Annotated in this window: 9 protein-coding genes; 7 read left to right on the forward strand and 2 right to left on the reverse strand. The window is 74.7% G+C overall.

Annotated elements, in window-relative coordinates; all coding sequences use genetic code 11:
* The 7 genes from AB0G08_RS29220 to AB0G08_RS29250 form a co-directional block, all read left to right on the forward strand.
* On the forward strand, nucleotides 1-585 hold a 585-nt coding region (locus tag AB0G08_RS29220), incomplete at its 5' end, for a phosphopantetheine-binding protein (protein WP_358093902.1).
* Between the two features lie 4 nt (nucleotides 586-589).
* On the forward strand, nucleotides 590-1612 hold the full coding sequence (locus tag AB0G08_RS29225) for an LLM class flavin-dependent oxidoreductase (RefSeq protein WP_358093905.1): 1023 nt from the start codon (nucleotides 590-592) through the stop codon (nucleotides 1610-1612).
* Nucleotides 1609-3204: an MBL fold metallo-hydrolase gene (locus AB0G08_RS29230; protein ID WP_358093908.1), complete on the forward strand. Its 1596-nt coding sequence runs from the start codon at nucleotides 1609-1611 to the stop codon at nucleotides 3202-3204. Before AB0G08_RS29225 ends, AB0G08_RS29230 begins: the two co-directional genes overlap by 4 nt.
* Nucleotides 3201-6809, forward strand: a complete 3609-nt coding sequence (locus AB0G08_RS29235) for a CocE/NonD family hydrolase (protein WP_358093911.1) — start codon at nucleotides 3201-3203, stop codon at nucleotides 6807-6809. Before AB0G08_RS29230 ends, AB0G08_RS29235 begins: the two co-directional genes overlap by 4 nt.
* Nucleotides 6806-8122 (forward strand): aspartate aminotransferase family protein, encoded by a 1317-nt coding sequence (locus AB0G08_RS29240; RefSeq protein WP_358093914.1) that lies wholly within the window; start codon nucleotides 6806-6808, stop codon nucleotides 8120-8122. Before AB0G08_RS29235 ends, AB0G08_RS29240 begins: the two co-directional genes overlap by 4 nt.
* Nucleotides 8119-8337 (forward strand): MbtH family NRPS accessory protein, encoded by a 219-nt coding sequence (locus AB0G08_RS29245; RefSeq protein WP_358093917.1) that lies wholly within the window; start codon nucleotides 8119-8121, stop codon nucleotides 8335-8337. Before AB0G08_RS29240 ends, AB0G08_RS29245 begins: the two co-directional genes overlap by 4 nt.
* A 445-nt stretch (nucleotides 8338-8782) precedes the next feature.
* Entirely contained in the window at nucleotides 8783-10093 is a 1311-nt protein-coding gene (locus AB0G08_RS29250; RefSeq protein ID WP_358093920.1) for a condensation domain-containing protein, read from the forward strand.
* A gap of 140 nt (nucleotides 10094-10233) precedes the next feature.
* Here the strand turns inward: AB0G08_RS29250 and AB0G08_RS29255 are convergent, their stop codons facing one another.
* The gene (locus AB0G08_RS29255) at nucleotides 10234-12519 is read right to left on the reverse strand and encodes a condensation domain-containing protein (protein WP_358093923.1); all 2286 of its coding nucleotides are present in this window, start codon (nucleotides 12517-12519) and stop codon (nucleotides 10234-10236) included.
* A partial coding sequence (locus tag AB0G08_RS29260) for a phosphopantetheine-binding protein (protein WP_358093927.1) occupies nucleotides 12516-13004 on the reverse strand: 489 nt, incomplete at its 5' end. The genes AB0G08_RS29260 and AB0G08_RS29255, both read right to left, overlap by 4 nt.

Here is a 13004-nt window from a genome sequence, read left to right on the forward strand (position 1 = left end):
CCCGCGTCGGCCGCGGCGCCCGCCGAGGCCGACCTGACCCTGGTCGTCGGCCCGGCCGACGCGTCGGCGTCCGCCCTGCTCGACGAGGCCGGCAGCCTCCGTGGGCTGCTCGGCGCGCTCGGCGAGCTGTGGCGCCAGGGCGTCGAGGTGGACTGGGCCGCCCTGCACGACGGGGCGTCGCGGCGTCGCGTCGGCCTGCCGACGTACCCGTTCCAGCGCTCCCGGCACTGGGTCGACCCGGTGGCCGTGGCGCCCGTGGCCGGCCCGACGCCGGCCGCCCCGGCCGCCGACCCCCAGCCGGGCACCGGCTCGGTCCTGGAGGAGGCGGTGGCCGCCGTGTGGCGACGCCGACTCGGGGTGGACCGGATCGGGCCGCACGACTCGCTGCTGATGCTCGGCGCGGACTCGCTCAGCGCCGCCCGGACGCTGCGGGACCTCGCGCAGGCCTTCCACGTCGAGCTGCAACTCGGCGTCTTCCTGCAGACCCCCACCGTCGCCGCGCTCGCCGAGGTGATCGACGGCAAGCTGCGCGAGGCGCAGGAGATCCGGGCCGCGCTCGCCGCGGTCACCGAAGAGGGAGCGTGAGGCCGTGCCCGACGTCAGCTTCATCACCGTGGTGCCCCGGGTCCGGGACCTGACCGCGTACGCGGACACGGCGATGTCCGTCATCCGCCGCACCGACGCGGCCGACCTCGACGGGGTGCTCATCTTCACCGGCAGCGGCGCGGTGCTGGACCCCTGGGTCCTGGCGACCGCCGCGGCGGCCGGCACCACCCGGCTCAGCCCGCTGGTGGCGGTGAACCCCGTCTACCAGCACCCGTTCACCGCGGCCCGGATGGTCGCCTCGCTCGGCCTGCTCTACCAGCGGCGCATCGACCTCAACCTGATCACCGGCACCGCCGTCAGCGACCTGGACGCGCTCGGCGACCGGCTGGACCACGACGACCGGTACGCGCGCCTCGCCGAGTACGTCGAGATCATGATGGGGGTGCTGGGCAGCCGCCGCCCGTTCAGCCTCGACGGGCGGTTCTACCAGGTGTCCCGGTTGCAGCTCACGCCCGGGCTGCCCGCGCACCTGCTGCCCCGGCTGTTCGTCGCGGGACAGTCCCCGGCGGCCCGGGAGGTGGCCGAACGGGTGGGCGCCACCAGCATCCAGATGCTGACGGCGGCCCGGCCCGACCCCGACGCGGCGCCGCCCGGCGCGCTGAACTTCGGGCTGCTGACCCGGGCGACGGCCCAGGAGACCGAGCGGGCCGCCGAGGCCCGCTTCCCGGAGGACCCGGACGGCGCGAAGATCACCGCGGTCACCATGGCCAACACCGACTCGGTCTGGAAGCAGCGGCTCTTCGCCGAGGCGGAGGCCGGCCACGGCGCCGTGACCGTCGACCCGGCGTACCGGCTCGCGCCGTTCCGCTCCGGGCAGGCGGACGGGCCGTACCTGGTGGCCGACCACGCCGGCGCCGTCGACCGGCTGCTGGCCATGATCCGCTCCGGGGTGCACACCTTCGTGCTGGACACCCCCGCCGACGACGAAGACTTCCACCACCTCGCGCAGGTCGTCCGGACCGTCCGTGACCGACTGCGGGTAGACCCGACCGGGGGAGAGCGATGAACCAGCCTTTCGCCAGCCACGACCTCGTCCACGCCCGGCCCAACCTGGCGCTGGAACCGCTGATCCACCGGTACTACGCCTGGCTGAACCTGGTCTCGCCGGTGCCGGCGGCGATGAACTTCGCCAAGCTGCACGTGCCGCTGCTGCGCTCGTTCCTCGACGCGCCGGCGCTGCACCGCCGCTCGGCCCGCGACCCGAAGCTGCGCGGCGGCATGTTCGTCGACCTGGAGGACGACCAGCTCGACGGGGTGTCCGACCTGGCGACCCGGCTCGCCGACGGGCCGATGCCGGAGCTGTCGGCGGCGATGGACGAGCTGACGGTCAACCTGGAGAAGCTCGCCGACGGGTTCGACCTGACGCCCCGCTACGGCGAGATCCCGCCGGCCCTGCGCGGCTACGTCGAGCTGGTCTACGACCTCAACGACCACGCCCGGATCCGGCTCGCGGAGCGGATGCTCTACCGCTCGCGCCACTTCGACGAGACCGCCCACTCGGTGGACCTGTCGCTGGCCACCGGCGACGAGCGGCCCTTCGCGATGACCACCCCCCGGTTCCCCGGCAACGGGCACGTGCAGGCCACCATGCCGCTGCGGGACCCCCGCATCGACCTGCTCTTCTCCACCATGACCACGGCCCGGCCCTTCGGCGAGCTGCGGGAGGCGTTCGACGTCTCCGACGCCGACCTGGCCACCTTCAGCGGGTTGTTCTCCGCCAAGCCGGGCGGGAGCCCGGACCGCAACCTGGACGGGCCCGGGCTGCGGGTGCGCTACTTCGGGCACGCCTGCGTGGTGGTGCAGTCCGGCCCGGTCACCGTGATGACCGACCCGTTCCTCTCCGACGCGCTGGGCGACGGCGACCGGTACGCCTACGCCGACCTGCCCGACGTCATCGACTACGTGCTGATCACGCACGGGCACCAGGACCACCTCGAACTGGCCACCCTGCTGAAGCTGCGGCACCGCATCGGCACGGTGGTCGTGCCGAAGACCGCCGCCGGGGCGTTGCAGGACCCGTCGCTGCGGCTGTGCCTGGAGGCGCTCGGCTTCCCCAACGTGGTCGACGTGGAGCCGGGCGAGACCATCGAGCTGCCCGACGGCCAGATCGTGGTCTGCCCGTTCGTCGGCGAGCACTGCGACCTCGACATCGCCGCGAAGGTGACGTACTCGGTGCGTACCGGCGGGAAGAACCTGTACTTCGGCGCGGACAACCGCTGCGTGGACCCGGCGCTGTTCGGCCACATCCACGACATGATCGGCGACGTCGACATGGCGTTCCTCGGCATGGAGTGCGACGGCGCCCCGTTGTCCTGGATGTACGGCCCGCTCTTCTCCCGCCGGATCGACCAGAAGATGAGCCGCAGCCGCAAGCTCAACGGCTCCGACGCCGTCGAGGCGATGGGCATCGTGCGGCGGCTGCGGGCCCGGCAGGCGTACGTGTACGCGATGGGCCGGGAGCCCTGGCTGGTGTTCGTGATGGCGACGAACTACACCGACGAGTCGTACCAGCTGAAGCAGATGGCGGAGTTCTTCCAACGCTGCGCCGACGTCGGGGTGCCGGCGCGGGAGCTCTACGGACGGGCCGACCTGGCATGAGCCGCAACTGGACCTGCCACTCCCGGTACGTGGCGACGCGCGACGGCATCCGGCTGGCCGCGTACGTCTTCCGGCCGGTCGGCCAGCGCGACCCCGCGCCGGTCGTCTGGGCCCACGACCGCTACCACCAGGTGTCGCCGCGCCCGGGCCGCGACGACTTCCTGGCGGTGGTGCGGACCGAACTGGCCGACGTCGACCTCACCGACATCGAGGATCTCGGGGTGGCCGAGGTGGTCCCCGGGGAGGTGACGCTGCGGGCCTTCCCGGTCGCGCAGCGCCTGCTGGCCCGGGGCTACGTCGTGGTGGTGGTGGACAGCCGGGGCAGCGGCGCGTCGTTCGGCACCAGCGACGGTCCGTTCGGCACGGCCGAGGCGACCGACACGTACGACGTCACCGAGTGGATCGCCGCCCAGCCCTGGTGCGACGGCCGGGTCGGCATGTTCGGCCGCTCCTACCTCGGGGTGTCGCAGTACCTCGCCGCGAGCACCGCCCCGCCGCACCTGGTGGCGATCTTCCCGCAGATGGCGCTGTTCGACCTGTACCGCTTCGCCTGGGACGGCGGGGTGTTCCGGGACGACTTCGCCCGCGCCTGGGGCGAGGACGTGCGCGAGCTCGACCTGCGCGGCCCGGTCGCCCCCCTCGACGAGGACCCGGACGGCCTCCTGCTGGCCGCCGCCCGCGCCCAGCACGTGCCGAACCGGGACGTCCGGACGATGTTCGCCGGCCTGCCCGGACGCGAGTCGCGGCTGGCCGACACCGGCGAGGCGGCGTACCTGACCCGCAGCCCGTCGGCGCTGCTGGAGGCGATCAACGCCTCCGGGGTCGCCGTCTACCACCTGGGCGGTTGGCACGATGTCTGGGCGCGCGACGCGACCGAGTGGGCCCGTCGGCTGACCGTGCCGCACCGGGTGGTCATCGGCCCCTGGGCGCACACCGGGGGTGTGCTGGGCGGCGCCGGCTACAACCTGGCCGACGAGCACCTGCGCTGGTTCGACCACTGGTTGCGGGGCAGGGACACCGGGATCATGGACGGCCCGGCCGTCCGGTACCACGTGCTGGGCGCCGACGCGTGGCGCACCGCCCGGTCCTGGCCGCCGCAGCCGGCGACGACCGGCACGTGGCACCTCGGCCCGACCGGCGAGCTGGGGCGCGAGCCCCGGGCCGGCGAGGCCCGCCGGTACGAGGTGGACTACGCCACCACGTCCGGCAAGACCAGCCGGTGGGCCAGCGGCTACGGCTCGCCCTTCCAGCGACCGGACATGACCGACAACGACACCCGGGCGTTGTGCTGGACCTCCCCGCCGCTGACCGAGGCCGTCGAGCTGGTCGGCGCCCCGGTGCTGCGGCTCACGGCCAGCGCCACCGACGGCCCGGCGGACGTCTTCGCCTTCCTGGAGTCGGTGGCCCCCGACGGCACCTCGCTGTACGTCACCGAGGGCTGCGGCCAGCTCCACGGTGGGCCCGACGACTCCCGCCTGGAGATCGAGCTGCACCCGATCGCGTACCACTTCGCGGCGGGCGAGCGGATCCGGCTGGCGATCACCGGGGCGGACGCCGACAACGCGCTGACCGTGGTGCGGGACGTCGCGCCGGTGCTGACGGTGCGCCACGACGCCGACGCCGCCCCGACGCTGGAGCTGCCCCGCGCGGTGGCGCCCGAACGGCGGGACGGCGACGCCGGACCCGAGGACGTCACGGCCCCGCTCTCGGTGGCGCAGCGGGCGATCTGGCTGGCCGAGCAGGCCGGCACGAGCGGGGCGGCGTACCACCTCGACGCGGCGGTGGAACTGACCGGGCCGGTGGACACCGGCGCGTTGCACGCGGCGGTCGACGAGATCGTCCGACGGCACGAGGCGCTGCGGACCACCATCGTCGAGATCGACGAGGAGCCGGTCCAGCGGATCCACCCGGCGGCGCCGCTGACCATCGCGCGGCTGGACCTCACGAACGCGTCCGCGGACGGCTGGGCGAGCGACGAGCGGGTGACCGGTTTCCGGGACCGCCGGTGGGACCTCGGCCGGGAGTGGCCGATCCGGGTCGCGACCGTGCTGCTGCCCGCCGGCCGGACGGCGTTGCTGCTGGTGGTCCACCACGTCGCGGCCGACCCGACCGCGGCGGAGATCTTCTTCGCCGAACTGGCCCGGCTCTACCCCTCGTACGCGCAGGGGAAGCCGGTCCGGTTGCCGGACGTGCCGGGCCGGTACGCCGACGTGGCCCGCCGACAGCAGGCCGAGCTGGCCGGGCCCGGCATGGCCGACCAGCTCGCCCGGTGGCGGCGGTACCTGGACGGGGCCCCGCAGGTGATCACCCTGCCGACGGACCGGCCCCGGCCGCCGGTGCTCGACCACCGGGGCGGATCGGTGCGCTTCACCGTCGACGACGCGCTCGCCGCCCGGCTGGTGGCGGCCGCCGCCGCCGCGCGGACCAGCCCGTTCACCCTGCTGACCGCCGCGTTCGCCCGCACCCTGAGCGCGTACGGCGCGGGCGACGACCTGCTGATCGGCACGCCGAGCCTGCAACGCGACGACCCCTCGACCCGCGACCTGATCGGCTGCCTGGTCAACCTGCTGCCGCTGCGGATCCGGGTCGACCGGGACGCCACCGTGGCCCAGTTCCTGCACGACGTACGCGGCTCCGTGCTGACCGCGCTGGAGCTGCGCCGGGTGCCCTTCGACACGCTGGTCGGCGAGCTGCGGCCGCGCCGCGACCCGGCGGTCTCCGCGCTGGTGCAGGTGTCCGTCCGCTTCGGCCGGGCGGTGCCCGACCGGTTCCGGCTCGGCGAGGTCGAGGCGGTCCGGCTGGAACCGCCGGAGTGGACCTCGGCGAAGTACGACCTGGCGCTGGCCGTGAACCAGGTCGGCGAGGACCGGATGGTGGGCAGCCTCGACTTCCGCCTCGCCCTGTTCGACCGGGCCACCGTCCAGCGGATCCTCGACTCGCTGCTGACCGTGCTCGACCAGCTCGTCTCCGACCAGGAGCGGTCGGTGGGCGAAGTGTCCGTCATGCCCCGCCGGGAGCTGCGGGCCGTGCTCGACGGCTGGAACCCGGCGCGGCTGCCGGACGAGCTGGCCGGACGGGACGACCTGCCGGCGGTGGCCCGCTGCTACGTGCTCGACGACCGCGCGCGGCCCGTGCCGGTCAACACGCCCGGGCGGCTCTGGATCGCCGGGGTGGGTGACGTCGACGACCCGTACGCCGGGACGCCGGGGGCACGGATGCGGGACACCGGCGCGACCGTGCGGTGGAGCACGGCGGGCCGGCTGGAACTGGTGCCCGCCGCCACCGCCCCCGGGGAGCCGACCGCCACGCCGCAGGCCGCCCCGGACACGGCACAGCCGACCGCCGCGCCGTCCGGGCCGGCGGGCGACGACGGCCGCGCCGAGGTGCTTGAGCAGCTCGGGCAGATCTGGGCCGCCCTGCTCAAGGTCGACGGCGTCGACCCCGGGGACGACTTCTTCGACCTGGGCGGCGACTCGCTCTTCGCGATCCGCCTGATCAGCCGGATCCGCAAGGCGTACCAGGTCCGGCTCTCGCTCCAGGACGTGTTCGCGGCGCCGACGCTCGGCGAGCAGGTCGACCTGGTCCGCGAACGGCAGGCGTCGTGACCGGGCCGGTCTTCTATCCCTGGTCCGCGCAGGAGGAGGTCGATCCGGTCCGCGTGGCCGGCGGCGCGGGCAGCTGGTTCTGGGACGAGCAGGGCAACCGCTGGCTCGACCTGCACGCCCAGATGGGCAACCTGCACCTGGGCCATCAGCACCCGGCCCTGGTGGCGGCGCTGCGTGAGCAGGCCGGACGGATGTGCACGATCGCGCCCTCGTTCGCCGTCGACGTTCGCGACGAGGCGGCCCGGGCGATCGTCGAGGTCGCTCCGGGGGACCTGGAGACGGTCCTGTTCACCACCGGCGGGGCGGAGGCCGTGGAGCACGCCGTGCGCATGGCGCGCGTGGTGACGGGGCGGCCGAAGGTGCTCGCCGCCTACCGGTCCTACCACGGGGCGACTGCGGGGGCGCTGGCGCTGACCGGCGATCCCCGCCGCTGGCCGGTCGACACGGCCAGCGGCAGCGCCGTGCACTTCATGGGTCCGTACCCGTACCGCAGCGAGTTCCACGCCGAGAACGCCGCGCAGGAGGGCGAACGGGCCTTGGAGCACCTGCGTCGGCTCGTCGGCTACGAGGGACCGGAGACGATCGCCGCGATCCTCGTCGAGCCGGTGGTCGGCAGCAACGGCGTGCTGGTGCCGCCGGACGGCTACCTGGCCGGCGTCCGCCGGCTCTGCGACGAGCACGGCATCCTGCTGATCGCCGACGAGGTGATGACCGGCTTCGGCCGCTGCGGCCGCTGGTTCGCCACCGACCTCTGGGGCGTGGTGCCCGACCTGATGACCTTCGCCAAGGGGGTCAACTCCGGCTACGTGCCGGTCGGCGGGGTGCTGCTGTCCCGCGCCGTGGCCGCCCACTTCGCCCGCCGCCGCTACCCGGGCGGGCTCACCTACTCCGGGCACCCGCTGGCCTGCGCCTCCATCGTGGCGGCGCTGCGGGTGCTGCGCGAGGAGAACCTGGTCGAGCGGGCGGCCGCGCTCGGCCGGGACGTGGTGGGCCCGGCGCTGGCGGAGCTGGCCGAGCGCCACCCGGTCGTCGGCGACGTCCGCGGTGTCGGCCTGGCCTGGGCCGTCGAGCTGGTCCGGGACCGCGCGACCCGCGAGCCGCTGGCGCCGTACGCGGCCCCGGGGGCGTTGGCGCCGGAGATGGCCGCCGTCCTGGCGGCGTGCAAGCGGCAGGGCGTCTGGCCGCTGGCGGCGGGCAACCGGCTGCACCTGTTCCCTCCGTTGACCATCACGGAGGAGGAGCTGACCGCCGGGATCGCCGGAATCGACCGGGCCCTTGCCGAGGCGTCCGGGGTGCGAGGAGGAGAACGATGAGCGTGGAACAGACCGAGCCGGCCGACATCTGTCGGGTCGTGGTCAACGACGAGGAGCAGTACTCGGTCTGGCCGGACGGGCGGGAGCTCCCGGCGGGCTGGCGGGAGGAGGGCTTCGTCGGGCCGCGCGCCCGGTGCCTGGAGCACATCGACTCGGTGTGGACGGACATGCGCCCGCTGAGCCTGCGCCGGGCGATGGCGGGCGAGACGCGGTAAAGGGCCGTCAGGGGGTCCGGTCGTGCGGGGCGCGTACGCCGGTCGGGCCCGCCTCCCGTCCGCGCCACATCACTTCCCGCGAGCGGAGAGCGGCGGGCGGTAATTGTCCGCGTGGGCCCCGGTTACGGGAGAAGAAACTACGGGTTGCGGAGTCGGGATCCAGATATTAGCGTCTATCCACAGTGGACCCCGGCGGTTCCGGATGGGAGTCAAGATGCGTGCTCACTGCTACACGGCGACGACTCTGGTGGACATCGACCTCGTGGTTCGGCCCCGCAAGAGCCGGCTCGCCTGACAGCTGGAAAATGGAGACCACGGTCTCCGAGGCAATTCTGATACGACCCTCTGAAATGCGTCTCCCGGAACGTCGGTAGGCGATCTAGTCAGTTCGCAAATCAGTTGATATTTGGTCCGCCGGGGCCATCTGACATTCCGGGGGATTCGGGTGCGGGACTATTTCGAGACGAGCGAACACCAGGAGTACCTGTGCCGTCTCGACGCCCGGGTCGGCCCCGCCACGCTCATGACCCAGGTGTGCCACCGCCTGGGCGGCGACGTCGACGTCGAGGCGTTGCGTCGCGCCGTCGGGCGGCTGGACGAGGCGCATCCGTTGCTGCGCCGGGCGTTCGCCGAGCGGGACGGGTACGTGGTCCTGCGCGACGGTCGCGATCGGGCCGCCCTGGAGGTCGTTGAGGTGCCCGACGACCGGGCCGCCGTCGGCTGGTGCCAGGCTGCCCTGCGGCGGCCGGTGGACCTGTGGGCCGGGCCGTGCTGGGCGGTCTCGCTGGCCCGGACCGGCACGGGGAGCTCCTACCTGTTGCTGCGCGCACACATGGCGCTCCTCGACCACCAGTCCCTCGATCTGCTGGTCGACGACCTGGCCGTCCTCTACGGGGCCGAGCTGGGCGCCAGCACGGGCCAGCCACCCGCCGCCGAGCCGATCGACGACGTCCTCGACCGGCTCTTCGAGCTGGGCGAGGAACAGGCGGAGGAGGACCTGGACTGGTGGCTCGACACGTTCGGCCGGCTCGGCCCGGTGCGGACCGGGGCCGACCTGACCGACCCGTTCGACGCGACACCGGACGGGCCGCCCCCGGCCCCCGGTGGCCACCTCGCGCAGGCGGACGTCCCCTCCGGCGGGATCGTGCCGGCCGTACGCCGCCTGCGGGTCTCCCCGTTCGCCGCGTACACCGCGGCCCTGTTGGGCGCGCTGGGCGAGCCCGCCGCCGCCCGGTCGTTCCGGGTGGCGTTCGTCGTGGACATGCGGTCGTTCCTCGACTGCGAACGCGTCGTCGGCCAACTGAGCCAGGCCGCGGTCCTGCGGGTCGACGTACCGCCGGGGATCGGCTTCGCCGACCTCAGCCGCCGGGTCGCCCACCAGGCCGCCGAGTCGCTCGGCCACCAGGCCGTCCCCTTCGAACGGGTCGTCGTGGAGCTGAAGCGGCGCGGGGCGCCGGTGCACCTGCTGGCCCCGGTCTCGGTCAACTACTCCCTGCTGCGGGCGATCGACTGGCCCGGCGCCACCGCCACCGCGATCGAGCTGGACAGCACCTCGGCGCTGGACGACACCGCCGGTCTGGGCGGGTACTTCGACCAGTTCGACGGCGAGGATCGGCTACGGGTCAAGCTGTACGCCGCCGCCTCCTCCTACAGCGCCGGACGCACCGACGAACTGCTGGCGGAGACCCTGCGGTGCCTGGAGGCCGGGCTGGAGTCGCCGGATCAGCCCCTCGCGGCCGGCGCCCGCACCGCCTGACGGCACCCGCCCGCCTCCGCCCCGCCCGGCGACACCCGCCCGGCGACACCGCGCCGACCGGCCCCGCCCGGGACGCCCGCCGGGGCCTGGGCGGCGACTCCCCGCGCCGCACCTCCCCGCCGAGGGCCGGGCGCCACCACTCACCGGCCGTCCAGCGCCCGGGCCAGCCAACCGGCGATCCGTTGCACCGTGGGCCGGCGCAGCAGCGAGTAGTGGTCGCCCTCGTACTCGTGCACGGTGGTCCGGGCGCCGACGTACCGCTCCCAGCGCGGCTGCCAGCGCGGCGACGCGGAGGCCTGGACGACGGTCACCGGCAGCTCCGCGCCCTCCGGCCGGTATCCGGCGACGGCGGTGACGTGCCGGGCGAAGGTCTCCACCCGGCGGCGCACCTCGCGCACCGGCAGCGCCACCGGGGTCACCCCCGCGTCCACCAGCCACCGGCGCAGCAGCATCGTCTGTTCCTCGACCGGCAGCGCGGCGAGCGTCGCGGCCGTCGGCGCCGGGTGCTCCCGGCCGAGCGACGCGGCCAGGTCCGCGGCGTACCGGGCCGCCATCGCGGCATCGTCGGTCCCGGCGTCGGCGGAGCGCGTCTGCCCGGGCGCGGTGTCCACGACCACCAGCAGGTCGACGCGGCGCCCGGCCCGCACCAGCCGGCGGGACATCTCGTACGCGAGCAGGCCGCCCATCGACCAGCCGCACAGCCGGTACGGGCCGGCCGGCCAGCGGGCGACGAGTTCGGCCAGGTACGACTCGGCGAGCGCGTCGATGGAGTCACCGGTGGCGTCGGCGGCCGATTCGATGCCGACCAGGTGGTGCCCGGGCAGCAGCCGGGCGAGTTCGGCGTATGCGCCGACCGTGCCGCTGACCGGGTGCGGCAGGACCAGCGGCGGACGGTCGGTCGGCCCCCCGAGGTGCACCAGCGTGCCGGACGCCGCCGCGCCCGCCCGGACACGCGGCGTCGGCGTCGGCTTCGCGGTCGGCGCGTCGGGGACCGGCGCCGGGCGCCGCACGGGCAGCGCGTCGACGGTGACCTCCGGGTCGGCGGCGACCGCGCCCAGCAGCGCGGCGAAGTCCTCGGCGACGGCGGCCAGGTCCGCCGGGTCGAACAGCTCGTCGCGCCAGGTCCAGGCCGCCACGAGCCCGCCCGAGTCGTCCGTCAGGACGTCCAACTGCACGTCGAACTTCGCCGTGCCGGTGTCGACGTCGATCCAGTCGGTGGTCAGGCCGGCGAGCCGGGGCGGGGGCGCCGGGCGGCCCTGCACGCTGAACGCGAACTGCGAGAACGGCATCCGGCCCGGCACCCGCGCCGGCCGCACCTCGTCCACAATCCGCTCGAAGGGCACCGCCATGTGGGCGTACGCGCCGAGGGTCAGTTCCCGCACCCGGTCGACCACCTCGGCGAAGGTCGGGTTCCCCGCCAGGTCGCCGCGCAGCACCACGGTGTTGACGAAGTACCCGATCCGGCTCTCGTCGGCCTCGCTCGTCCTGCCCGTCGTCGGCGACAGCACGGCGACGTCGCTGCTGCCGGTGCGCACGGACAACAGCACCAGGTACGCGGCCAGCAGCGTCATGAACGCGGTGGCCCGCCGGGACCGGCCCAGCCGGGTCAGGGCGGTCGTCACGGCCCGGTCGAGCGGGACGTCCAGCCGCCGCCCGGCGGTCAGCGCCCCGGACACCCGGTCGCGCACGCCCGGCAGGTCCAGGTCGGGCAGGCCGGCCAGCCGCTCGCGCCAGTAGGCCAACGCCGCGTCCGGGTCCGCCGCGTCGGCGACGTCGTCCTCGTCGTCCTCGTCGTCGGGCACCGGCGGATCGAGGTCCGGCACCTTCCCCGCCCGCAGCGCGTCGTACGCCGTGGCGAGGTGCTCCCAGAAGACGGGGCGGGACCCGCCGTCGAAGACGATGTGGTGCACGGTGACCGCGAGCAGGTGCTCGGCGGCCCCGCACCGGATCAGCACCGCCCGCAGCAGCGGGCCGTCGGCCAGGTCGAACAGCTCGTCGTGGGCCTTCCTCAGCTCCGCGCGTACCCGCTCCTCGCGGGTCACGGCCTCCGTCGTGCCCAGGTCGACGACCGGTAGCGGCACCGGCGCGCCGGGACCGATCCGCACGACCACCTCGTCGTCGACCATCGCGAAGGTGGCCCGGAGCAGGTCGTGCCGGTCCGTGACCGCGGCGAGCGCGCCGCGCAGGGCCGGCAGGTCCAGCTCACCGGTCATCCGCACCACAGTCAGGATGTGGTACGCGGTGCTGGTCGGCTCCAGCTGTTGCAGGAACCAGAGCTGACGCTGCGCCACGGTGGCGGGACTGGTCGGCGCGGCGGGCAGCCGCTCGCGCAGCAGCCGTACCAGCAGCTGCCGGTGCTCCTGCGCCGGCCAGCCGGGCGGCGGTCGCAGCAGCGCGGCGACCGGGTCGGGCGACGGGCCGCTCATCGCGGTGCTCCTGTCTGGTCGTACGGCTGGTCGGGCCGGGTGGCGGCGGCCAGCGCTCGTCGGGCCTGGTCCTCGGTGAGCGCGGCGACGGCCTCACGCATGCCGGCCACGGTGTCCACCCAGCCGGGCCGTCGCTCGACGCGGCGCAGCTCGTCGGCCAGACCGGCGATCGTCGGGTCCCGGAACAGCGCCGCGACCGGCAGATCGACCTCGAACGCGGCGGCGGCCTGCGCGGTGACCTGGGTGGCCAGCAGGGAGTGCCCGCCGAGGGCGAAGAAGTCGTCGCGGGCTCCGATGCCCGCGACGGAGGTGCCCAGCACCGTCGCCCAGATCCCGGCGAGCTGCCGCTGCACGGCGTCGCTGGGCGGCTCGGAGCGGATCGTCGTGGGATCCGGTGCGGGGAGGGCGTTGCGGTCGATCTTGCCGTTGCGGGTGAGGGGGAGGTGGGGCAGGGCGATGATGCTGTGGGGTACGAGGTGGCGGGG

Origin of the sequence: Micromonospora sp. NPDC023644 (assembly GCF_040640115.1) — a bacterium.
In the GTDB taxonomy this organism is placed as follows: domain Bacteria; phylum Actinomycetota; class Actinomycetes; order Mycobacteriales; family Micromonosporaceae; genus Micromonospora.